This is a genomic window from Lysinibacillus parviboronicapiens (assembly GCF_003049605.2).
In the GTDB taxonomy this organism is placed as follows: Bacteria; Bacillota; Bacilli; order Bacillales_A; family Planococcaceae; genus Lysinibacillus; species Lysinibacillus parviboronicapiens.
Window position 1 is genome coordinate 3814756 of the sequence record NZ_CP073713.1, and the last position, 23834, is coordinate 3838589.

Consider the following 23834-nt stretch of genomic DNA (forward strand, 5'->3'; position numbering starts at 1 on the left):
TGCTACGTTGCTTACCAGCTCACCGCATTTGTGCAGCTAGAATGCGCTCATAGACATGACGATTTTCGCCGCCCATCTGCTGGGTTTCCGCACTTTTTCTGTGGCCAACGTTTCCCTTTTTCCAACTTACGATATACAGAAGACTACGAAAAGGATTCAACTTAGTTTCATTCTCATGCAAACACAAAAGACTACGCAAAAAAATAATATTTTTTGCATAGTCTTTTAATGTTTACCTTAACTATTATGGAATTGTTGCCCGTCAAATACTGCTTCTACATAGCCTAGTCGAATAACGAAATCACCGAAATGCTCGCCTTGCACACGCTCTTTCGCATAATGTAAAAGTATTGGACGAAGCTCTGCTAAAATTTCTTCTTCTCCGATATTTTCACGATAAATCTTGTTTAAACGATTACCAGTAAAACTTGCACCTAGGTACATATTATACTTTCCGGGTCCTTTACCGATAAAGCCTATTTCCCCCATTGCTGCACGCGAGCAGCCATTAGGACAGCCAGACATACGTATGACGATTTCTGTGTCATGTAGACCAGCTTCATCGATAATAGTATCAATCTTCGTAATGAGTGCAGGTAAATAACGTTCTGCCTCAGCCATCGCTAGACCACAAGTTGGTAAAGAAACACAGGCAATTGAATTGCGGCGTAACGCTGAGTAGTATGCGCCATCTGTTAGCTGATACTCCTCAATAAGGGCTGCAATTTTTTTCTTTTTCTGTGGTGCTACATTACCAATCATTAAATTCTGATTAGGCGTTAAACGGAAATCACCTGTATGCACTTTTGCAATTTCGCGTAAGCCTGTTAACAGTTGATAATCCTCAAAATCTTTAATGCGTCCATTTTGTATGAATAATGTGTAATGCCAGTTGCCGTCTGCCCCTTTAATCCAGCCGAATTCATCACCTGTACGTTCAAAGGTAAACGAGCGCGCCTGTTGCATTTCCCAACCAAGGCGACGATGTAATTCCGTCGTAAACCACTCAAGTCCTCTGGCATCAATTGTGTATTTAAAGCGCGCGTTTTTACGCACGGAACGATTTCCATAATCACGTTGAATCGTAATAATTTTCTCTGCTGTTTCCAATAGCTTATCAGGCGTGATAAATCCTATGACACGAGCAAGTTGAGGATATGTTTCCTGATCCCCATGCGTCATCCCCATGCCTCCGCCGACTGCTACGTTAAAGCCTACTAGTTTGCCTTGTTCAACAATTGCGATTAAACCAATATCTTGCGAGTAAACATCTACATCGTTACTCGGTGGGATAGCGATACCGATTTTAAATTTACGCGGTAAGTATTGTGCTCCATAAATCGGCTCAACCTCTTCGTCCTGGCTATCAATTATCTTTTCACCATCTAACCACAACTCATGATACGCACGTGTTCTTGGCAGTAAATGCTCACTAAGTTTTGCGGACCAATTGTAAATTTCTTCATGTAATGCTGATTGATTTGGATTGACATTACACATGACATTTCGATTGACATCCCCACACGCAGCGAGAGAATCCAGGAGTACATCATTGATTTCCTGCATATATTTTTTGACATTCCATTTCAAAATACCGTGCACTTGGAATGCTTGTCGTGTAGTTAATTTCAACGATCCATTACCATACTTCCTTGCCATTTCATCCATTACAAGCCACTGTGCTGGTGTTGCTGCGCCCCCAGGGGTACGGACGCGCACCATGAATTGATAGGCTGGCTCAAGTTTTTGACGTTGCCGTTCATTTCGCAGATCGCGGTCATCTTGTAAGTAACTACCATGGAATTTCATCAGGCGATTATCATCTTCAGGAATTCCCGAACTTAATGGATCATTCATTGTCCGTTCAAGCGAACCACGTAAATAATTACTTTCCGTTTTAATACGTTCAACATCACTAGGGGTACCGAGTTGCGGTGGCAATACAATTTTTTTCGTCATTCTTATCGCTCCTTGATTAATAAACGTCACGTTGATAGCGTTTTTGTTGTTTTAACTCTTTTACAAAGGCTTTTGCTTCTTCAGCCGTTTTTTGCCCTTGCTGTTCAATAATGTGAAGTATTGTCCGATCAACATCCGACGCCATTGATTTTTTATCGCCGCACACATAGATTACAGCGCCTTGCTCAAGCCACTTATAGAAGGTCTCTGCATTTTCCTCGATTTTATGCTGAACATAAACTTTTTTATCCGTATCACGAGAAAAAGCTACATTCATTTTTGTTAATGTCCCTGAAGCCAACCAGCGTTGCCAATCTGTTTGGTACAGAAAATCGGTTACAAAATGTTGATCGCCAAAGAATAGCCATGATTTACCCTCTAAGCCTAATTCCTCGCGTTCCTCTAAAAATGCACGGTAAGGGGCAATCCCTGTGCCTGCACCAATCATAATAATTGGTGTTTCCTCTTGCTCTGGCAATCTAAAATTCGGGTTTTTATGAACATAAATTGGCAATGGGTCACCAACCTGAATTCGCTCAGCAATACTGCCTGAACATACCCCAAGTCGTGTTCGACCATTGTTTTCATAGCTAACCTTGCCAATCGTTAAATGTACCTCATCACTATTTGCCTTCTGGCTGCTAGCAATTGAATAAAGGCGCGCAGGAATTTTGCGTAACAACGAAACAAATTGCTGTGCATCCCATGAAAACGGTGCGTAATCTTCGGCAATATCTAGTAAATCACGGCCTTTTACATAGCTCTTCCATGCTGTATCATCTTTAAGTAAAGCATCAAAATCCTCACTTACTGTAAAAGCAGCAATTTTTTGTAATAAGGGTTTCGATAAAACTGTAATTTCTAGCTTTTTCTGTAATGCTTCTTTTAAGGTTAATGATTCTTCCAATACAGTTACTTTTGATTGCCCCTCTAATTGCAGTGCTGTCAACAAAGCATCTACTAAGGATTCATCATTCTCCGGCTGAATTCCAATACTATCTCCAGGTTCAAAATGAAAGTCAGCTCCTTCAATAGCAAGCTCCACATGATATGTTTCTTTGTTCGAACCACGTCCATTAAGATTTAGAATTTCTAATACTTCTGCATAAAAAGGATTTTTACGAGAATAAGAAGATTTAGCTCCCTTTACATCTACTTCACCATTGTTAGTTATAGTTGCTGTAGCTGTACTTCGAAGTAAGGCCTCTTGTACAGCTGTGAACCATTGAGCAGCCGGTTCATCATAATCTAAGTCGCAATCTGTACGTGGAGCGATACGTGTTGCTCCTAACTTCTCGAACTGCTCATCAAAATCCTTACCTGTTTTACAGAAATATTCATAGGAACTATCCCCTAATGCCAGCACTGAATAATGAAGATGTTGTAATTTTGGTGCTCGCTTACTATACAGAAAATCATAAAACTGAATCGCTTGATCTGGTGGCTCTCCCTCGCCATGTGTACTAACAACGAGTAATAGATTCGTTGTTTTCTTTAAATTATTTGGTTTAAAACTCGCTAGGGAAGAGATGGTTACTTCCACATCATTTTCTTTTAATATTGCTGCGTATTTCTCAGCTAAACCCTGACTATTACCTGTTTGTGAACCATATAAAACGGTTACTGCTTTAGTAGTTGGTGTTACTGTTAGTGGTGCTTCCTCTACAACTGCATTTACGGCTGCTTGTGATGCACTTAAATAACCATTTAACCAGATTTTCTGTTCTACTGTTAATTTAGGAAGAAGCTCATTTAATAGCTTTACCTGCTCCTCACTAAATGGACTATTTATTACTTGCAGTTTCAAACTTTGCCACCTCGCGTATTATTTTAAAAGTTATCTAAGACGTATTTTTTCTTTCTTTTCAATTTGTACCACATAGGAATTTTGTACAATCAATGTAATCGATCCGTGGTTCACAGTATTTAAAATTTGTCGGACATTATCTAATGCTAGATTTATATTTTCCGTCCTCTTATCTACCATTACGAAACACCTTCCCTTAAATTTTAAAGTTGTAATAATTCATGAATACGTTCCACTAAAGCTTTCTTTACATTGTCGTCATAGCCAAGGCTTTCACATAAAATAATGTTCTTTTCCTCATAACCCACCAAACGCTTTGTAATACTCTGACGTAAGATGCCTGTAAACAATAAATAAGGCACAATAAAAACACGGTTGTCGTTATCTTGCTTTTGCTGTAACCACTCTTCAAAGGTCGGACCCGTTCCATATAAAAAACACGTATCTACTGCTACATATGCATATTTATCACGCAATCTTGTCGCGATTTTTGCTAAATCGAGCTTCACGGCAGGATCACTACTACCACGTCCTATGAGTAAAACATTTGCTTGATCAGTAGTATAGAGAGTATCTAAAATGCGTGCTTGTAACGTGTCTATCAATAGTTCGTGTACACCGAGTGGCTTACCGTATGTAAACCTTACAGTAGGATATTGTATTTTTGCTTGTTCTATTTCTAGTGGAATATCGTGCTTTGCATGCTGGGCGGCTAATAATAAAATTGGCATGATGGCAATGGCTGTTTCTCCACGTCGTATACAGCACTCTATACCTTCAGCAATTGTTGGTTCAGCTAATTCTAAAAAACAAATTTCTTGAATCGGTAGTTCAATTTCCTGTTGCACCTGCTGAAGAAATGCAACGGCTTGCTCCACACCAGCCTTAACCCGACTACCATGTGCAATATATAAAATTGCCTGCATGAAAACACTTCCTTACACAGATATTTCTTCTATTAGGGGTTCTGGCTTAACATTTTCCAACCATTGAATTTTTTCACGCAGTGTCACCACTTCCCCGACAACAATTATGCTAGGATTTTGAATGTTTTCCTTTTTGACTACCTCTTCAATATTCGCCAAAGTACCTGTTACAGTTTTTTGCTGCGCAAATGTTCCCCATTGAATAAGTGCGACGGGTGTTTTTTCTTCTCGGCCGTATTTGAGCAATTGCTGACGAATGTAAGGTAGATTACCAACCCCCATGTAAATCGCAATCGTATCAATCCCCTTTGCTAAGCTTTCCCACTGAATGCTATCATCCTTACCTTCTTGCATATGCCCAGTAACCATCGCAAAACTTGAACTTAAGTCACGATGTGTAACAGGAATTCCTGCATAAGCTGGTGCTGCAATACCAGAGGTGATACCCGGTACAATTTCAAACGGTATGTTATGCTGTGCCAGCACCTCTGCTTCCTCAGCACCTCTGCCAAAAACGAATGGGTCACCACCCTTTAATCTGATTACATTCAAGCCTTGTTGGGCATAGTTAACTAGTGCACGATTGATTTGCTCTTGAATCATGGCATGTCGATTAGGTAACTTGCCACAAAAAATCAGTTTGGCACCCTTTTTGGCATATGTTAGCAACTCCTTATTAATGAGTCGGTCATACAAAATGATATCTGCTGTTTCAATGCAACGTAGTCCTTTTACTGTAATGAGGTCAACATCTCCAGGTCCTGCTCCTACAATATGAACTTTTACCACTTAATCCCCTCCTTTTTCTGCATTCTTCGTTGAGAAAGAAAAGAGGCCCATATCATCCATGGGCATAGCAATGCCGTGAATAATAGGAGCCTCTAGTTTGCTAGTCAGCTTCGTATTTAATTCTTAGTAATATAATAAGAATAATAAATAATTTAGTATATTCTGTCAACAGTTAATTTAGTACTTGCTAATTGTCCTTCATAAAAAACAACCAGTCACCGATTCATTATCGATAACTGGTTGATTACTTATTACGTCTGTCATATTGAGTTAATATGGCCTTCCATAACGTGGGAATGGTGGACCAGGTCGAAAATATGGTGGACGTGGTGGAAATGGACGATAGTTTGGATAATATGGATAGTAAGGATACTGATTAAATTGTGAGCCAATTAAACTTCCTAAAAACCCTCCAAAAAATGGCGCACCAAACGGCAATAAGAAACCCCCAAAGCCCCCTGGATATCCTCCGAAATTTCGCATATGCTACCTCCCTTTTTACTCTATCTTATGTAAAGAGGGAACATAACCCACGTGTTTATTGCCTACCTTATTTTTCTTCTCCTAGACGTTGCACAAAGTTAGCCAATGTACGTACCATTACACCTGTACCACCTTTTGGTCCTAGATCATGTGTAGCCACCGCATCTGATGTTCCTGCAATGTCTAAATGAATCCAAGGTGTATCACCGACAAACTCACCAACAAAACCTCCACCGAAAATCATGTGACCGTCACGGCCTGGTGAGTTATTTAAATCTGCAACATCTGACTTACGAATACGTTTTTTATCACTTTCTGTTAACGGCATACGCCATACAAATTCATCTGTTTCCTGAGCAGCTTCCATGAAAGCAGCAAAAAATTCATCATCATTAGCTAGTGCACCGGTTTTATCCATACCAAGCGCTGTAATCACACCACCTGTTAATGTTGCCACATCAATCAATGCTGTAGCACCTTGCTGTTTGGCATAGGTAGTAGCATCTGCAAGTACTAAACGTCCCTCTGCATCTGTATTTAATACCTCTACCGTTTTACCACTATACATCGTAATGACGTCATCTGGTTTAAAGGCAAGACCTGACACCATGTTGTCAGTAGAACCAATCACCGCTACTACGTTTTTATTAGGGCGTAATTCGCCAATAATTTTCATAGCACCAAGGACTGCAGCTGCACCTCCCATATCACCCTTCATCCCGACCATTGAATCTTTTGGTTTTAAAGAATAGCCACCTGTATCATATGTAACACCTTTACCAACAAGACCTATTGGATTAGCAAAATCATCGGTTGCTTTATATTTTAAAGTGATTAAACGAGGTTCTTCAACTGAACCTTGATTCACGCTTAAAATACCACCCATTCCAAGCTCCTCTAATTGCGCTTTATCTAAAATTTCAACCTCAAAATCATATTCAGCAGCTAGTGACTCTGCATAATTTGCTAGGTCTATTGCTGTTAATAAATTAGGCGGTAGATTAATTAAACTACGTGCTTCATTTACAGCATCTGCATAAATAATACCTACTTCATAGCTAGCAACAACCACATCTATATCTTCTGCTGCTGTTACAAGATGAACTGCATCTATACGACGATCTACTTCATTAGAAGTTGTTTTATAATGAGGAATTGCATAGTAACCAAGTCCTGTACCTTCACCAGCTAAAAACGCAACATCTGTTACAGAAATAGTATCTGTTGTAAAAGACTCAAGCCAGATAGAATATTCTTTTACTTTTAAAGCGCGCAGCTCTTTACCCACTAAACCAAATGCAGTACGTAAATCGCTTTCTGTTAAGTTTTTACGCTCGTCTAACCCAACAAATAAAATTCGTTTAAGCTTTGTGTGCTCCTTGACGAATGGTAATTTAGTAATTTTTTTCAGCTCTGTTGATACGTCTCCTGCACTTAACCAAGTGTCTAGTGATGCTCCATAAAATGTTGAAAAGTTTGTCCAATCCTGCATTTGTTCACGATGTTTTGTGACCCCTACAACCAGTACTTCAGTAGAAATCGTTTCAAATGTTTTTGCTTCTTTTACAATATGCATATCAATTCCTCCATTTCAATATTTCCATTATACCTAACTTTCAAAAAAGAGCGTAATATTTGGCTATTTCTTCTTTTAGAAAATAATGAATGTTATAATAAATGTACTATTAAGCGAAGGTTGTGATGTGTGTGAGTATACTTCAAAATACCCCTTTACTGGTCGCCCTCTTTTGTGTTCTCTTTGCACAATTTGTAAAAATTCCTATTCATTTTTTAATGACAAAACAAATTAAATGGGGCCTTTTTACGTCAACTGGGGGAATGCCTAGTTCGCACTCCGCATCCGTCACAGGGCTAACAACCTCTATTGCCTACGAAGCTGGGCTCAACTCTCCTGTTTTTGCTGTTGCCGCCATGTTTTCATTTATCGTCATGTATGACGCTAGCGGTGTTCGCTATCAAGCTGGTCAACATGCTGTAGTCCTTAATCAACTCCGCAAAGATTTTGAAACACTGATACGAGATATTAAAGAATGGCCACAAATGGATGGACAAGAAAAAATGGAAGAGTTAAAAACATTACTTGGACACAAGCGTAGTGAGGTATTTTTCGGGGCACTAACTGGTATTTTGATTGCCATCATCATCTATCAATTCATTCAATAAAGAAAAAGGAGTTAACTCAATTTTCGAGTCAACTCCTTTCTTGTTTTTGCAATAAAATAACGTTAAAACATGCGATAGCCATTTTTACGTAAAAAAATCATCACAATCCCTGCGACAATTGCACCTGCAAATCCACCTGTTAAAATTGAAATATCTACAACTTGTAGTGCTTGCAATTTATCTAAAAGGGCTGGAAATGCCGTACCTGGTTTGAAAATATAATCTAAAAAGCTTACATCATCTACAATAAAGACAACTACAATTGGATACACAACCGCCATTAACCATGTCATACGCAGTAACATATTCAATAAGAATCCGATACCAAAAAACATGACGAAAAATAACACAATTGAAATGATTAACTGTACTAATGAAACTGGACCATCCATCTATGTATAACCTCCATTTTCCTCTCATTAGTTTACCTGATAACAACAATGCTTTCAATGAACAAGTCCTTGATTTCGCTTGTTTGTCATATTTAAAATGAGGAAGAAGATTTCGGGCATTATTAAGATGTTTAATTTTATTCCACTGTTTTTTGCTCACATAAAACAAGCTTATCCATAACGCCAAAATGTAAGCTTATGGCCATGCATCTCAACAAAAGGCTACTGAAAACTAGTACAAAACTAATTTTCAATCGCCTTATTCTATAATTAGGATGAAGTTTGCGTTAATAAGAACCTTGGCGATTTCCAAAGTTCTGCCCACTTTTTGATGGCCGTAATAACAATTATTAAACCTAGAATCAGCATAATGATTGACAATACACCATTTAGCACATTGTAACCAGCAGCTGCCGAATTCCAATAAACGTTCTTAATCATCCAATAACCTGCTACATTGACAGTGACATATAAATAAGCTAATGGAATAAAGCATGTTAGCGCATATATTCGCTTGTCTGCCACTTTTAATACTATTGTTACACCACATACTAAACCAATTGATGCCATTAACTGATTTGATACACCAAATAAAACCCAAATGGAACTAATATCCCCAGAATACAATAAGTACCCCCACATAAAGCATGCTAATGCACTCGCGACAATTGTACCAGGAATCCAATCTGTACGTTTTAACGGCTTATAAACATTGCCACCAAAATCTTGAATTAAGTAACGTGCTACACGTGTCCCCGCATCAATGGCTGTTAAAATAAAGACCGCTTCAAACATAATGACAAACTGATAGAAAAAAGAGGACATTTCTGCGAACCAAGGAATACCTGTAAAAATATCAGTCATCCCAACAGCAAGGGTCACTGCACCACCTGTTCGCCCCTCTAAATCCATTCCTATGCTCTGCGCTAATGTTTGTAAATGTACTGTTTCCATACCTAATGTTGCAAAGACAGCTGGTGCTGAATTTATAGCAAAATAATCTGCAGGATGAAGAGCTGTTGCAGCAATTAATGCCATGACTCCTACTAAGGATTCTACTAACATCGCACCAAAACCAACGATACGAATATCTTCCCAACGATTAATCATTTTGGGTGTTGTCCCTGAACCAACGAAGGCATGGAAACCCGAAATCGCGCCACAAGCAATAGTAATTGAGACGAATGGCCACACTGGACCTGCAATGACAGGACCACCCCCATGGATAAACTCTGTAATTGGCGGGAATTGAATCATTGGATTTACGAAGAAAACACCAATGATTAAAGCAATAAATACGCCGATTTTCATAAAGCTACTTAAATAATCACGCGGCGCTAATAATAGCCACACAGGTAAAGCCGCCGCAAAAAATGCATAGATAGGTAGAATAATAGCTAAAGTATCACGATCAAATGTTAAAAAATCACCTAAAGCTGTCCCTTGAATCATTGGGCCCATAAATACACCAATCATGAGCAATATAAAACCAACCGTTGACGTGACAAGTAGATTTCCGGTTTTTCGATAGGCGATACCGACTAGCATCGCTATCGGAATCGTAATCCCTACCGTAAAAGTTCCCCAAGGATTGCGTTCTAACGCCCCAAGGACAACCATTGATAGCCCAGCCATTGTAATCGTAATAATAAATAGCATGGCCAGTCCTGTACAAAAACCTGCGACAGGACCTAACTCCTCTTTCATTACTTCAGATAATGATTTACCACCATGGCGCATAGAGGCAAATAACACAACAGCATCATGTACCGCACCGCCAATCACTGCACCAATCAATAACCAAAGTAGTCCTGGCAAATAACCAAACTGTGCTGCTAAAATCGGTCCTACTAACGGGCCTGCTGCAGCAATCGCCGCAAAATGATGTCCAAATGTTACCCATTTATTCGTCGGCACATAGTCTTTACCATCCTCCATAGTGTGCGCTGGGGTGGGTGTATCATCTGTAATTTTTAATACTTTCTTAGTAAAGAATATGCCATACAAACGATAGCTAATCATCAGTACACAAATGGAGCCAATTACAATTGTAATCGCATTCATCAAATCACTCCTTTTACTTTTTTCACATCATAGCAAATGAAATAAACAAATATTCGTTAAATTCACTGAAATGTCAGAAATTAAAGTTGAAAGGATATATTCTTTGGTTGAAATGCAACTACTTTGTTAAATCAAAAATCTTACGTACATCCTTCATGTATAGCCGACTCACTGGAATAGAATGCCTATTATGCAAAATCAGATTATATTTAGAACTACTCCAAGGCTCTAGCTCCACAATATGCTCTAAATTGACGATAAACGCACGATGCACGCGTACAAAACCTTTTAAAGCAAGCTTTTTCTCAAGCGCCACTAATGATTCGGAGGCAAAATAACTGCCGTTGTCAGTGACAATAATGGTCTTACTATCTTCAGAAGTACAATACAAAATTTCCTGTATTTTAATAAGTAAAATTCGATCGTTTACATACACTGTCAGCTTATCAAGCTTGTCCAATTGCAAATACTTTAACGCTTCCATTGTTTTGGCTTTGGTGGCATTTCTTTTTGCCATTAACCTTTCCATTGCATGTTGTACACGCTCTGCTTCAAAAGGCTTTAATATATAATCGAATGCGTTCACTTCAAATGCCTGTAATGCAAACTCGTCATAGGCCGTTGCAAAAATAATTTCAGGCTTATGTACGATTTGCTCAAGTTTTTTTGCTAACTCTAGACCATTTTCAACACCTAGCTCAATATCTAAAAATACACAGTCTATTTGTCCAAACCGAGAATTCTTTAATAATTCTTCTATATTATCGGCTTCTCCTGTGATATGCACTAGCTTGGTTTGGTCTAGTAAATAACGTAATTCAGCTCTTGCTAAAGGTTCATCATCTACAATAAATACATTTAACATGTGTCTGCTCCCATCTTGTAGCTTTTAAAGGTAGTTGAATTTTAATCTTCGTCCCCACGTCTAACGTACTTAAAATTTGAAAATCTGCTTCTTTTCCATAAATTTCATGTATACGCTGATAAATATTCCACAAGGCAGTACCTGTTCCTTGCTCAGATTGCATAATGCTTTTTCCTAGCTGTTTAACCTGCTCTTTTCTCATGCCACAACCATTATCCTCAGTTAATAGTAAGAGTTTATTATCGACTTGTTGTACCTGCACAAAAATTTTGCCTTCCTTGCGATTTTTAAAAGCATGGTAAATTGCGTTTTCAACAAGTGGCTGTAAGGTAAATGGGGGAATGTGCACATCGAAAAGTGACGCATCTACTTGAAATTGCACATTATAGCGATTAGGAAATCTGGTCTGCTCAATCGCCAAATAAGCTTCAATATGGTCAATTTCATTTTTTAACGGGATGAGCATTTGACGCGCTCCTTGTAAATTACTTCTGAAAAATGTGCTAAGTTTTAACAGTAATGCTCTCGCTTCATTTGCATCTGTACGAATTAAGCTTGAAATCGTGTTGAGGCTATTAAAGAAAAAGTGTGGATGTACTTGTGCTTGAAGTGCTTTAATTTCAGCATCCTTTAATAATTTCCTCTGTCTTTCAATTTCAGCATATTCAAGCTGTGATGAGAATAGTCGACTTAGTCCTTCTGCTAGCTCCTTCTTAACTCCTGTTAAAGAAGTTGCATTCATAAAATAGAGCTTTAACGTGCCTACCGTGTGTTGCTGTACTTTTAATGGTAATACGATTGCTGCATTTAACGGACAGTCGTGGTGTGGGCAATGGATTTCTTTTGCAGATGTAGCTGTAATAATATGCCCCTCTACTAAAACCCGCTTCGTAAGCGACGTCATGATTTCACGATGTATTAAATGGTGGTCTTCACCGACACCCACATGCGCTAAAATTCCATTGGTGTCCGTAATGGCGACTGCATCGACCTTTATCTCTCTTTTGATAATTTCTGCAACCGTTTGGCACGATTCTTCATTTAAACCTTTGCGAAAATGCTCAATTGTAAGTTGTGCAATCGAAAAGGCTTGATGTGTTTGTAATGCCTTTGTACGCTCTTCCTCGTCAATAAACGTTTTAATAATCATAAAAAATATAAAAATTCCAAAAGCATTCATCATAATCATGGGCATCGCAATTAGCGAAACTAATTGTAATGCCTGTTCAAATGGCCTTGCGATGGCTAAAATAACAATCATTTGCAGGGTTTCTGCGCAAATCCCTATCATAACAGCTTTTTTATAGGAGAAAGTTTGACGGATTTTTAACTGCTGACTTAAACCACCTGTGATGAATCCGGCTAATATTGTTGAGACACCGCAGGCAATCGCAGTAAAACCGCCAAGTGTAATTCGATGAACTCCAGCAATAATACCCACACAGACGCCAACAAAGGGCCCTCCAAATATTCCAGCAATCGCAACACCAATTAGTCTGGTATTGGCAATGGCTTCTTCCGCATTTATAGTACTATGTATCATCTGATTTAGTGGATGAATTGTACCACTTTCGATTTTGATACCCGTATAACTGCTAACGACACTCAATGCGCTGAAAATAAGGACAAGCCATATTTTTTCTTTCAATCCTTGTTCTTGGAATAGCATATCTCTGAAGAGTCGCCACCTTGACATTAAAAAGGCAAAGACGATAATCAGCCCTACCCGCTCCAACATAAACAAAAAAAGTTCCATCATAGGTCCCCTCCGCTATCGCATTACTTTTTAAAGAACAATTTATAGGATGAGTAACCAAATACATCTCCTGGATTAATACCCTCTATCGCGTCCAGTCGATGTTTTTCAAATTGATTGGACACCATTTCCCTCAGCATCACAGAAGTCATTTCATCCTGTGCAAGCTCTTTTGGATACAGCCATTTCGCTTCTAGCAATTCATTTTCCTGAATACATAATGCTTGTTGTTCATCACTCATCCTACAATAAAAAATGGCCATATTATCACTGATGTCATTTCGGATGACTCCTGTTCGGAAACCAATTAAGCCCGATACTAAACAGTCGATCCCAGTCTCTTCTTTTATTTCTCGTACAATTGCTTCATCAATTGTTTCACCTGCATTGACAAAACCAGCAGGTAATGACCAACGTCCATGTAAACCACTATATGCTTTTTTAACAACAAGCCATTGTCCAAGCTGATTAACAGTGACCCCCGCTACCCCTAGCCAAACTTTTCCTCTATCTTTCTTCATATCCTTCACCTCTATGTCCTTATTATAACTTTTCATTTTCTAGTGTTTGAAGCGTTAATTTTGAATTATTAGATATTTAATGTTTCATACTCCTTTCCACACTAAAAAGCCTCTACCGTAAAAACGACAGAGACTTTTAAATTTTTCTATAGCAGCATGATGTCAACCAACTAAAAATAGCGCATTATTATGTATACCTTTTTCTTACCCACACTAATTTATAGTTAGACTTCATTCGAGAGCGGTACCAAAACACAATGCAAGATTAAGCAATTGGATGTTTCGCTTCTAAATGCTCAATACTCCAATTAAGGTTTAGTATATTTTTTAAGTTTGTCACTTGTTCTTCTCCAATTGTGTCGACCAGTTGCTGTTCGATTTCCGATTTATAATGCTCATTTTTCTCATAGCAAACTTCACCAAATTCCGTCATACGTATCACTTTGTGTTTTTTACTATGCTCGGCATTGCTAACCTCCACCAAGCCTTTTGCTTCTAAACTCTTTATAAATTTATGCGTGGCTTGTCGAGAAAAATCAACGTCTTTCGTTACTTCCGAAATCGTCGGTTGATTCTTATAAATCCTCCCCAAAATACACCATTCTGAATTAGAGATATAAATATTATGATTATGATTCCACTTATCTTCAGCAAGTCGTCGAAGTACTTCGTGACGTTCGCTCAACAAATCAATTACATCTCGATTTTGCAATTCGTCCTTCAACTAGTTCACCTTCATTCCATATTTTTCGTAATCACTATACAAAAAAAAAGCACATTCGTCAACTAAGTTGACAAAAGTCATTTAATTGCTTACAATTAATTTAGTCAACTTAGTTGACAATAATGTTTGATGGAGGGAATATACATGTACAATGTTGGCGATGTAGTCATTTATTCATCACATGGACTTTGTTCAATTGAAGATATTTGTGAACAAACCTTTAGCGACATTACAAAAACTTACTACGTTTTACAACCATTCAACGATTTAAAATTAACAATTCGTACCCCTACTAACAATGCAAAAAAACAGCTTAGAAATATTATTGAAAAAGAAGAAGCAATTGAAATTTTACATTCGTTTACGTCTCCCGGCGTGGAGTGGATTGAACAAAACACTCATCGCATGAGATTCCATGTAGAAATCATTAAAACCGGCGATAGACAAAAACAAGCAAACCTCTTAAACACTTTGCTTCGTAAAAAGTTAGAATATGAGGCAAACGATAAAAAATTCCCAAATCAAGAAGAAAAATTACTTCAATCTTTACAAGAAATTATATTTTCCGAATTCTCCATTGCCCTCGATAAACCATCAGATGAAATTTATGAATATGTATTAACACAACTTAATTAACAATTTATTGACGGTACATAAAGAAGCCACGACTGTTTCTCTCAAGAAATCATCGTGGCTTCTTTTCATAGTCAATATAACCAGACCTATGGCGTACCTGCTACCGTTTTCTTCTTCTTTGAGATTCTTTATTCTCCTCATAGGATTATCTGGTTCATCAATAAATTCTTATCAACAAGATATTGGAAGCGAGGTTGTTGCTTATCGTATCGCTGACCTCATTAGCTACTCTTTGTCTCTCTTACTTGTACCCTTTAGTATGAAACGGTTTAATGCTCTGCTCTCTACGACTTCAAATCAAGTTCATCAAGTATAAAGTCCTTCCAACTATTCAAGCAGTACACACAAATCTCTATGTACTTGTTAGAAAGTGTTCAATTAGAGCGAAATTTTATTTACGATAATACGTTAATCTTGCTGATGTATAAAGATTGTCATCATTCACAGTAATCAAAGCTGTGTAGCCATTCTTTTCCCAGTTTGAATGTAAACTGCTATATTTTGTATAGGTAAATTGATAGTCATTACCAAATTCTGTAACCCCTTGTCTATGTAGTCGGTCATGTAAAGTAGACATTTGATCCCATGTGTGATAACTATCTTGTTCAGGAAGAAAATCATAGCTAATATACTCTAATTGCCCACCTAAAAAAATGTATGTCAACTCTGCTGAATAGCCATATTTTGTTGTTTCATAGATTAAATAAGTCTCTCTACCATCTTGAAGTTTTTGTATTAACTTTGATTTTTCATTTTTCTCTACATCACGAATAGTCAATTTAAAGTTAATATTATTGAAAGGCACAACAGGTTTCTTTGTGGATAAAAATGCATCTACTACGTATCCTTTGATATCGCCAGCGGTCACATAAGACCAACCTACTAATGTAGCATGTACAGTTACCTGTGTACCATTACTTAATGAGCCTACTGAAGCTCCAGATTGACTAGCAATATTTCGAACAATAACCCCACTACCAGTATTAACGTACTTTGTCGTTGTTTTAGCCTGCCCTATAAAATCGGATTTAACATAGCCTACCACATTGCCATATTGCACAAATGACCAACCATTCCCTACTGATCCATAGTCTTCAACAATCATATTATACTTTAATGTAGCTAATGTTGGCGCTGAAGGAGATGGCTCAGATTTCACAACGAGACCACTTTTAGATTTTGCGATTTTAATGGTGGAAGGTGGAATACTTAAAAAAGAAGAAGTAACATATCCCTTTACATCTCCTGCTTGAATGTGAGACCAACCATTTGAAGAAGAAAACTCTATTACAAATTCATCCTTAGCTAGATTACCAATGGAATTGGCTGTATCATTCGGCGACTCTCTCACAAGCAAGGTTGAGCCACTTACAACCTTCACTGTTCGATAATCAGCCGCATCTGCTACTTGGTGCTGTATGCTAAATAACATCACGAGTACAAAAACTGCAACAAACCATTTCTTGAGTATATTCAATCAATTTACCCCCTTATATATTTTCACTATTCTACCATTTATCCTATTGACTGTATATATTTCCATAATATCTATTACTAAATTTTAAGTTTGTAATGACCAATAAAACATATAATGGTAACAATTACGCCTCAGCATAATTGCTGCTGAGGCGCATATAAAGAATGTGTCTGGATTTTTTCGAACTCGCTCGAAAAAATCCTCTTCTAAATCCGTGACATTCGCCGGGGATTCTTATCTTTCAAGAACTGTTTTCTTCTAAAATATAGAAAAAATCTTTGAAAATTCTTTCTCCATTGCCATCTTACCGATAGCTGTTCATTTCTTCTTTTTTAAAACCATACAAAAAAAGCCTCCTCAATTTGATATGTTTTCGCAACATACAAATCAAAAAGGCTTAGTAACTACAATCCTAAATACATCATTTTAGGGTTGTGTTTACACATTTTCAGGATTGTTTACACACCAATTTCTACTGTTTTACGACCCTAATTCAATATTCCCAAAATATTCAATCAATCACAAACCTCAGGCGTACCTTCACGTTTTGCCGCTTTAAAGCTTGTGCCACAGCCACACGATGCGATAGCATTTGGATTATCGATGGTGAACCCGCCGCCCATAAGCGATTGTTTATAGTCAATTTTCGTTCCCGTTAAAATAGGCGCATCTTCGCGGGTAACAAGAATAGTTAAACCATGCTGTACATCTTCGAAATCCTCATCTTTTTTCTCTTTATCGAAATGCATACCGTACGATAGGCCACTACATCCGCCACCATTCACAACGACGCGTAAAAAAGAACCTTGCTCTTCATTATGCTCCATCATTTCATTAATATGAAAGACTGCCGCTTCAGTCACTTCTATTACTTGCTTTAAACTTGTCATCCCTTCACCTTCTTTCTTATCCATTATCATATCAATTTTGACCATTGTATGACAAACATTCAGCTTCAAGTGTATTTTTAGCAATATTCCCTTTTTATTCACTTAATTAGTATTTTTTATTCATGTACATAACAAATGAATTGGTATAATAGTTATAATAACGTCGATGAAAGAGGTATAAATTATGGAGATTTCACCGTATTACGAAAAAAAAATCCAATGTCTTAATTGTAAGAAAGAATTTCCAACATTAAAAGTACGCTCTAAATTCATAAAGGTAGATCATACCGACACTGACTTCCACCCGATTTATGCAGATAATGTCAATGCCCTATACTACAATGTATTGGTCTGTGAGCATTGTGGCTTCTCGTTTACAGAAGACTTTACCAGATATTTCGCACCTGGCGTACAAGATGATATTCGTCGTCAAATTACCGAAAAATGGGTACATCATGATTTTAAAGGGGAACGCACCGTATTCCAAGCAATTCAAGCTTATAAACTAGCCTTTCTTTGCGGGACCATAAAAAAAGAAAGATTCGTTGCAACAGCAGGTCTTGCATTGCGTCTTGCATGGCTGTATCGTTCGCTAAAAAATGAAGGGCAAGAGCAACGTTTTATGAAAATTTCCCGAGACCATTATATGGAATCTTATTCTACTGAGGATTATAGCTCTACGCAAATGTCCGATGTACGTATTATGTATATGATTGCAGAATTATCCCGACGCATTGGTGATTTAGAAAATGCGACACGCTTCTTTTCAAGAGTTATCGAAAAGCAAAGCACTGGTGGCGAAGCAAAGGTTATCGATATGGCTAAAGAGCAATGGGCCGTTATTCGTAAAGAAAAAGAACAAGCGCGACAAGTATAAACTTAAAAAGTTCTAGCCTTATCGGCTAGAACTTTTTAATCATCATTAGAATACTTGTTCTACTTCAATGATACCTGGTACTTCTTCTAATAATGCACGTTCAATACCTGCTTTTAGTGTAATCGTAGAACTTGGGCAACTACCGCAGGCTCCTAATAAACGTAATTTTACAACGCCATCCTCTACATCTACTAATTCACAGTCTCCACCGTCACGTAGTAAGAATGGACGTAATTTATCTAATACTTCTTGAACTTGGTCGTTAATTGTTGCTTCTGCCATTTGTCTCGACTCCTTTCCTTATAATGATTATAATGTTAGCAACAGAAAAAATCCAATATTGAATCACGGGGGAGTAGAAATACTATGGAATACACAAAACCGATTATCGAAATTTATGGTACAGCTGTCATTTGCGCAAGCTGTGTCAATGCTCCATCTTCTAAAGATACATATGAATGGCTACAAGCTGCGATTGATCGTAAATATCCAAACCAAGCATATGATATTCGCTATGTCGATATAGAAGGCCCAATTGAGAATGAACGTGACCAAGATTACGCAACGCGTATCCAAGAAGATGAATTTTTCTATCCACTTGTCCTTATTAATAATGAAGTCGTAGGAGAAGGCTATGTGCAATTAAAACCCGTCTTTACTGCACTCGAAGATTTAGGCTTCACGCCAGACGAAACTGTTTAACCAATTTGAAAGGGATTGTTCAAAGTTAACCTTTGAATCAATCCCTTTTCCAATGGCAGTATTTCCACTGTGTGATTAATCGTTTTGATATTTATACATCCATAATAATCCCGATTTCATCAATCGCGCGATACGTCCAGTAACAGTTGTATCTGCTAAATAAGCAAATCCTTGTTTTTTACCTAGAGAGCCCATGAATCCTTTTAATTTAATATCCGGCATTTTCTCTGGTAAATGCTCGCCCTTCCAACGCATACGCAGTACTTTAACGATTTGTTCCGCTTGTTCCTCAGCTAATTGTGCACTTGGAGAAAACTCTGAAGAGGCACAATCCCCTACAACATATACATGCTCATCATCAAGCACATTAAAGTATTGTGTTACGATTGGACGTCCTTGACGATCCTTTTCAACATCTAAATCACGTACAATTTTCACAGGCTGTACTCCAGCTGTCCAAACTACTGCATCAAGTGGAATTTCATCTTCATGATTGAAAATTTTACCTGGTTCCACTTTCGTAATATTAGAATTTGCGATTACATCTACATTATGCTTGATAAACCAATCTTTTACGTACTTACTTAGCTTCTCTGGGAAGTCCTTTAAAATACGTTGACCGCGGTCAAATAGTTTCACTTTTAAATCTGCTCGACTTTCACGTAGCTCACTAGCAAGCTCAATACCACTTAAACCAGCACCGACAATACCGACTGTAGAACCTGCTGGTAAACCACAAAGCGCTTGGAATGTTGCACGTGATTTTGCCATTGTTTGAATGCTATAAGTGTACTCTTCTGCACCTGGTACATCATGATATTTATCTTCACAGCCTAGTCCAATGACTAAATCATCATATTCAATTCGTTGCCCATCTTCTAGTAGGACTACTTTTTCTGCACGATTGATGTCAACGACTTCTCCATATACAGCCGTTAAACGTTCATGCTCTGGGAAGCTTACACGAATTTCTTTGTCTGTCGATGTCCCTGCTGCCAATGCATAAAATTCTGTTTTTAAACTATGGAAAGGTGCTCGGTCTACTAGCACGATTTCCGTGTCTAAAGGTAAGTTATTTGGTAATAGACGAAGCATGACACGCATATTGCCATAGCCGCCACCTAAAAGTACTAATTTCCCCATAATAGTCTCCTTTTATATCACGAATAATAATTGTTCACAAAGTATCCACAAACGAGTATAACCGATTGTGAGATGTTTCACAATATAAGAATGCAAATTTGTGAAAGTTTTCACAAAATCAATCGTTGACGAACGTTTCAAAAGCGAGTAGCATTACAATGGTGAGGTGACACGTATGAATCCTATGGTTGAATTTTGTGTAAGTAATTTAGCAAATGGCTCACAAGAAACCTATGAAATACTCGAACGCGACCCAAATATCGACGTTTTGGAATATGGCTGTCTTAGTTATTGCACCAAGTGCTCAGAATCCTTTTACGCCATCGTTAATGGTGAATTAGTAGAGGCTGATTCTCCGCAAGAGCTAACAAAAGCCATTTATCAATTTATCGAAGAAAATCCATTATGGTAATTTTATTTACTAAAATCAATTCTTTTAAACATAGAAAAAGGATGTTATGTCGAAAAATTCGACATAAGCATCCTTTTTTATAATTTATACTAATGCTTCCATACAATAAGTCGGTTGAAGTTCTTTATCCTGAACAATTTTAGTAGGTGTTACACCAGTGTTGACATGAATGGTGTCACAGCCGAAATTTATACCACACATAATATCCGTATCATAATTATCGCCAATCATTACCATTTCATCCTTTGTAAAGCCATGCTCGGCGGCTATCACTTCAAGCATTGCGGGCGATGGTTTACCAATGTAAGTTGGCTCAACATCTGCCACTTCTCCTACTAACCTTGCAAACGCACCATTCCCAGGTAAGAAACCATACTCTGTTGGAAATTTAATGTCTTGATTTGTAGCTATAAATGTAGCGCCATTTTGTACAGCAATTGTGGCCTTAGCGAGTGCCATATAATCAAGTGTCCGGTCAATTCCCATTACAAAGACATCTGGGTCGGTGTCTACAAGTTCTATTCCTTCATTAAATAGCGCCGTGCGAATACCATCCGAGCCCATCATCGCCACTTTTTGGCCAGCAAAGTTTAAGGAAATATATTTTGCAGTTACTAAAGCACTTGAATAGATATGTTGAAGTGGTGCATCCACACCAATTACACGTAAAGCATCTTGCAATTGTTCTCTCGTTTTTGATGAATTATTCGTCACGTAATATGGCTCAATTCCTGTTTCTTGTAATCCATGTATAAAAGTAATCGCTGAAGGAATGCCTTCCTTTCCACGATATACGGTGCCGTCTAAATCAAAGCAATATGCCTTGTAAGTTTTCATTGATGATCCTCTGGTAAAAATGCTGAAACAGGGCCTAATTCATTTGTTAAGTAACTATTTACAGCTGGTGAGAACTGCTTCAATGTTGGTAAATTGTTTGTTAACACATTCACCACTTCAGCAATATCTACATTTATAAATTCGCGAACAAGCATTTTACGTAAGCCAACAACCGCTTTTAAAGATGCTTCCATGTCAGCAGTTACAACTTTTTCATCGATTAAAATATCAATAATATCCTCATAGCTACCTGGATCACGCATAATGAAGCCATCAATCATTAAGTTGCCAACATCCATCATTGATTCCATCACATTGTGGCCAATACGCTCAATTGCTAATTTTTTAATATCATTTTGTTGCCAGTTATCCTCTGACTCCAAAATAGCTAAAAGTCCATCTAAGTACTGTAAATTTTTTGTGATTTTATTACGATCTACAAAATACACAACGAAAGCCCCCATTCAAATCATTTAAAGTTGATAGTCATTTCTCTTCTATAGTACCATATCTATAGGACTGGAAGGAGATTAAAAGATGGAACGTTTTTTCTTATATGATGATGTAGAAGATACAAAAACACGCTTTGTCAGTTTTGCTGGCCAAAAGCTACGTTACGACTTAGCAATTTTACAATCTAGCCGTTTCTTTGGCAAAGTACTGGTAATGGATATTCAATTTGGCCGTTTCGCGATAATTGGTCCAGACGATGTGGAAGAGCCCGGCTATCTCGAACACGTATACAATCGCTCCGAGGAAGAGACAATCGAACTACGTGAATACTTACGAGAATTACTTAACTAACACCCTTGCATGGGTGTTTTTATATTGCAGTCACCTCTGACTCAAAAAGGGATACTATCCAAAAGTCAAAATAGCATACTAGAAATACTTCTAGTATGCTAACGAATTCTGCCGCAACATTTTGTGGTGAAAGTAGAAGCCCCAGCAAGGCTTGAGTCCCCTCGCGCTGGGTCATCAACGAAGCGACAGCAGTACACGTCTACATGACCAACATGTTGTCACTTCGAAGCGCTCGTAACTTGACCGATCAATGTGCAGCTAAGTGTCCTTTACAGAAAGATGGACATTATTACCGTCCGCTGAATTATTGATTGATAATTGAAGGATTGTCTTTATTGTGCGGCTTGTCTTTATTTTCATTATCATTTTGTTTTTTTGCTTGGTTATTTTGTCCGATTACTGCTAAATCATCTACACTAATATCATAGCCATAGCCATATTCTTCTCGATCTAATTCACTTTTTTTTCGCTTTTCTTTAGCCAAAATAATCACCTCCACTACATAAATTAACCTCATTCATGTGTTTTATACTTGTGAAAAGACATTTACAATTGAGCTAGTTATGCAGTTGCATCCTCTATAATCCAATCGACAGCACTGATTAAGTCAGGGAAAATCGCATCTGCCAGAGGGTCACTTTTTCCTAAAAAAACACCTTTTGTGCCAGCTCTTTTGCCAGCTATTATGTCTGTATCCGTATCCCCTACCATATAGGATTTCGCTAAATCAATATCATATTTTTTTCCTAAATCAACAATTAGTTTGCTATTTGGCTTGCGGCAACCACAGCCTGCCTTAGGTTTGTGAGGACAATAAACAGCTTCATGAATAATGGCTCCCTTTTTTTCCAATTCTTTTATCATATGGACATGTATTTGTTGAAGTTTTGATTCCTTCATATATCCTAATCCAACACCACCTTGATTGGTCACCACAAATACAAAATCAAAGAACTCATTCAATTTTTTTATTGCTTGTGGAACAGATGGCAAGAAATAGAGATCCTGCGGTTTGTTTACAAATTTAACTCTATTCGTTAATACTTCATTTATGACACCATCACGATCTAAAAATACAGCTTTTTTCATTAGTCTCACACCTTTACGTCAAAATATGTTGTCGTAGTACTCATTCTTTTTATATTGTTACCAATTTTATAAAACCTAACAAAACTAAAAAAACCTGATGCAAATTTCCGCATCAGGTCATGATTATTGCTATTCTGTTATTCGTGGATTGTCAACAGGCTCTGCCACTTCGGCTGCTTCGTTTATTGCCATTTCAGGTTGCTGTACCGTTTTACCGCATTTACGTAATACGAAATAAGCACAGCCAAAATTACAATATTCATATAAGTAATCTTGCAGCGTACTGATTTTTGTATCAAAGGTAGATTTTTGATTTTTATCATCAAAAAAACCTTTTAAACGTAACTGATTATAACCCCAGTCCCCTACGATATAATCATATTTTGCTAAAATATCCGAGTACCGTTCTTTAAAGGCTTCCTCTTGAAAAGCCTCTCGGAAATCATTGATAAGCTCGTATTCATATCCTTCAATAATTATCAAAGTGACACCACCTT

Annotated in this window: 28 protein-coding genes; 6 read left to right on the plus strand and 22 right to left on the minus strand. The window is 37.7% G+C overall.

Annotated elements, in window-relative coordinates; genetic code table 11:
• Positions 1-237: 237 nt before the first annotated feature.
• The 7 genes from cysI to C9J31_RS18565 form a co-directional block, all read right to left on the minus strand.
• A complete protein-coding gene (cysI, locus tag C9J31_RS18535) occupies positions 238-1959 on the minus strand; it encodes an assimilatory sulfite reductase (NADPH) hemoprotein subunit (RefSeq protein ID WP_107951235.1) in 1722 nt (573 codons plus the stop codon).
• Positions 1960-1975: 16 nt separating this feature from the next.
• Positions 1976-3766, minus strand: coding sequence for an assimilatory sulfite reductase (NADPH) flavoprotein subunit (locus C9J31_RS18540; protein WP_107924130.1), 1791 nt, complete (start codon positions 3764-3766; stop codon positions 1976-1978).
• Between the two features lie 30 nt (positions 3767-3796).
• Complete coding sequence (locus tag C9J31_RS18545) at positions 3797-3946, minus strand: YezD family protein (RefSeq protein ID WP_107924131.1); 150 nt, start codon at positions 3944-3946, stop codon at positions 3797-3799.
• A 23-nt stretch (positions 3947-3969) separates the two neighbouring features.
• Complete coding sequence (locus C9J31_RS18550) at positions 3970-4692, minus strand: sirohydrochlorin chelatase (protein ID WP_107951236.1); 723 nt, start codon at positions 4690-4692, stop codon at positions 3970-3972.
• A 12-nt stretch (positions 4693-4704) separates the two neighbouring features.
• Positions 4705-5481 (minus strand): uroporphyrinogen-III C-methyltransferase, encoded by a 777-nt coding sequence (gene cobA, locus C9J31_RS18555; protein WP_107951237.1) that lies wholly within the window; start codon positions 5479-5481, stop codon positions 4705-4707.
• Between the two features lie 270 nt (positions 5482-5751).
• Positions 5752-5964 carry a uroporphyrin-III methyltransferase gene (locus C9J31_RS18560; RefSeq protein ID WP_107951238.1) on the minus strand — a complete coding sequence of 71 codons (213 nt, stop codon included), beginning with the start codon at positions 5962-5964 and terminating at the stop codon, positions 5752-5754.
• A 67-nt stretch (positions 5965-6031) separates the two neighbouring features.
• On the minus strand, positions 6032-7540 hold the full coding sequence (locus C9J31_RS18565; protein WP_107951239.1) for a leucyl aminopeptidase: 1509 nt from the start codon (positions 7538-7540) through the stop codon (positions 6032-6034).
• A 125-nt stretch (positions 7541-7665) separates the two neighbouring features.
• Between C9J31_RS18565 and C9J31_RS18570 the strand changes: the two genes are divergently transcribed.
• Positions 7666-8148, plus strand: coding sequence for a divergent PAP2 family protein (locus C9J31_RS18570; RefSeq protein ID WP_107924136.1), 483 nt, complete (start codon positions 7666-7668; stop codon positions 8146-8148).
• Between the two features lie 62 nt (positions 8149-8210).
• Here C9J31_RS18570 and C9J31_RS18575 read toward each other — a convergent pair whose 3' ends face one another.
• The 6 genes from C9J31_RS18575 to C9J31_RS18600 form a co-directional block, all read right to left on the minus strand.
• Positions 8211-8540, minus strand: a complete 330-nt coding sequence (locus C9J31_RS18575) for a YuiB family protein (protein ID WP_010857490.1) — start codon at positions 8538-8540, stop codon at positions 8211-8213.
• A 270-nt stretch (positions 8541-8810) separates the two neighbouring features.
• Positions 8811-10604: a carbon starvation protein CstA gene (gene cstA, locus C9J31_RS18580; RefSeq protein ID WP_107951240.1), complete on the minus strand. Its 1794-nt coding sequence runs from the start codon at positions 10602-10604 to the stop codon at positions 8811-8813.
• A gap of 118 nt (positions 10605-10722) precedes the next feature.
• Positions 10723-11469 (minus strand): LytR/AlgR family response regulator transcription factor, encoded by a 747-nt coding sequence (locus tag C9J31_RS18585; RefSeq protein ID WP_107951241.1) that lies wholly within the window; start codon positions 11467-11469, stop codon positions 10723-10725.
• On the minus strand, positions 11444-13225 hold the full coding sequence (locus C9J31_RS18590) for a sensor histidine kinase (protein ID WP_107951242.1): 1782 nt from the start codon (positions 13223-13225) through the stop codon (positions 11444-11446). The genes C9J31_RS18585 and C9J31_RS18590 overlap by 26 nt, the downstream gene beginning before the upstream one ends.
• Positions 13226-13248: 23 nt before the next feature.
• Positions 13249-13746 carry an NUDIX hydrolase gene (locus tag C9J31_RS18595; RefSeq protein WP_107951243.1) on the minus strand — a complete coding sequence of 166 codons (498 nt, stop codon included), beginning with the start codon at positions 13744-13746 and terminating at the stop codon, positions 13249-13251.
• Positions 13747-14011: 265 nt separating this feature from the next.
• Positions 14012-14470, minus strand: a complete 459-nt coding sequence (locus tag C9J31_RS18600) for a MarR family winged helix-turn-helix transcriptional regulator (protein WP_107924141.1) — start codon at positions 14468-14470, stop codon at positions 14012-14014.
• A gap of 144 nt (positions 14471-14614) precedes the next feature.
• On the opposite strand from C9J31_RS18600, the gene C9J31_RS18605 reads away from it, so the two are divergent.
• On the plus strand, positions 14615-15106 hold the full coding sequence (locus C9J31_RS18605; RefSeq protein WP_167395936.1) for a CarD family transcriptional regulator: 492 nt from the start codon (positions 14615-14617) through the stop codon (positions 15104-15106).
• A gap of 391 nt (positions 15107-15497) precedes the next feature.
• Here the strand turns inward: C9J31_RS18605 and C9J31_RS18610 are convergent, their stop codons facing one another.
• The gene (locus C9J31_RS18610) at positions 15498-16583 is read right to left on the minus strand and encodes an SH3 domain-containing protein (protein WP_107951244.1); all 1086 of its coding nucleotides are present in this window, start codon (positions 16581-16583) and stop codon (positions 15498-15500) included.
• A 515-nt stretch (positions 16584-17098) separates the two neighbouring features.
• Complete coding sequence (locus C9J31_RS18615) at positions 17099-17473, minus strand: HesB/IscA family protein (protein ID WP_107924144.1); 375 nt, start codon at positions 17471-17473, stop codon at positions 17099-17101.
• A 184-nt stretch (positions 17474-17657) separates the two neighbouring features.
• Here C9J31_RS18615 and C9J31_RS18620 point away from each other — a divergent pair, with 184 nt between their 5' ends.
• A complete protein-coding gene (locus C9J31_RS18620; protein ID WP_107924145.1) occupies positions 17658-18350 on the plus strand; it encodes a DUF2225 domain-containing protein in 693 nt (230 codons plus the stop codon).
• Positions 18351-18395: 45 nt separating this feature from the next.
• Here C9J31_RS18620 and C9J31_RS18625 read toward each other — a convergent pair whose 3' ends face one another.
• Positions 18396-18632: a NifU family protein gene (locus tag C9J31_RS18625; protein ID WP_024364841.1), complete on the minus strand. Its 237-nt coding sequence runs from the start codon at positions 18630-18632 to the stop codon at positions 18396-18398.
• A gap of 84 nt (positions 18633-18716) precedes the next feature.
• Between C9J31_RS18625 and C9J31_RS18630 the strand changes: the two genes are divergently transcribed.
• Entirely contained in the window at positions 18717-19052 is a 336-nt protein-coding gene (locus C9J31_RS18630; RefSeq protein WP_054767610.1) for a YuzD family protein, read from the plus strand.
• Between the two features lie 75 nt (positions 19053-19127).
• Here the strand turns inward: C9J31_RS18630 and C9J31_RS18635 are convergent, their stop codons facing one another.
• Positions 19128-20195, minus strand: coding sequence for an NAD(P)/FAD-dependent oxidoreductase (locus C9J31_RS18635; RefSeq protein WP_054767609.1), 1068 nt, complete (start codon positions 20193-20195; stop codon positions 19128-19130).
• A 175-nt stretch (positions 20196-20370) separates the two neighbouring features.
• Here C9J31_RS18635 and C9J31_RS18640 point away from each other — a divergent pair, with 175 nt between their 5' ends.
• Positions 20371-20607, plus strand: a complete 237-nt coding sequence (locus C9J31_RS18640) for a YuzB family protein (protein WP_054767608.1) — start codon at positions 20371-20373, stop codon at positions 20605-20607.
• A gap of 84 nt (positions 20608-20691) precedes the next feature.
• Here the strand turns inward: C9J31_RS18640 and C9J31_RS18645 are convergent, their stop codons facing one another.
• Together C9J31_RS18645 and C9J31_RS18650 are read right to left on the minus strand one after the other, a co-directional pair.
• On the minus strand, positions 20692-21444 hold the full coding sequence (locus tag C9J31_RS18645; protein WP_107951245.1) for a TIGR01457 family HAD-type hydrolase: 753 nt from the start codon (positions 21442-21444) through the stop codon (positions 20692-20694).
• Positions 21441-21893, minus strand: a complete 453-nt coding sequence (locus C9J31_RS18650; RefSeq protein WP_107924146.1) for a DUF86 domain-containing protein — start codon at positions 21891-21893, stop codon at positions 21441-21443. The genes C9J31_RS18645 and C9J31_RS18650 overlap by 4 nt, the downstream gene beginning before the upstream one ends.
• Positions 21894-21981: 88 nt before the next feature.
• On the opposite strand from C9J31_RS18650, the gene C9J31_RS18655 reads away from it, so the two are divergent.
• Entirely contained in the window at positions 21982-22248 is a 267-nt protein-coding gene (locus C9J31_RS18655; RefSeq protein ID WP_107924147.1) for a DUF3055 domain-containing protein, read from the plus strand.
• A 304-nt stretch (positions 22249-22552) separates the two neighbouring features.
• Here the strand turns inward: C9J31_RS18655 and C9J31_RS18660 are convergent, their stop codons facing one another.
• The 3 genes from C9J31_RS18660 to C9J31_RS18670 form a co-directional block, all read right to left on the minus strand.
• On the minus strand, positions 22553-22765 hold the full coding sequence (locus C9J31_RS18660; RefSeq protein WP_193767163.1) for a hypothetical protein: 213 nt from the start codon (positions 22763-22765) through the stop codon (positions 22553-22555).
• A gap of 44 nt (positions 22766-22809) precedes the next feature.
• On the minus strand, positions 22810-23337 hold the full coding sequence (locus C9J31_RS18665) for a D-glycero-alpha-D-manno-heptose-1,7-bisphosphate 7-phosphatase (protein WP_107924149.1): 528 nt from the start codon (positions 23335-23337) through the stop codon (positions 22810-22812).
• A 129-nt stretch (positions 23338-23466) separates the two neighbouring features.
• On the minus strand, positions 23467-23820 hold the full coding sequence (locus C9J31_RS18670) for a YutD family protein (protein ID WP_107924150.1): 354 nt from the start codon (positions 23818-23820) through the stop codon (positions 23467-23469).
• Positions 23821-23834 lie beyond the last annotated feature (14 nt).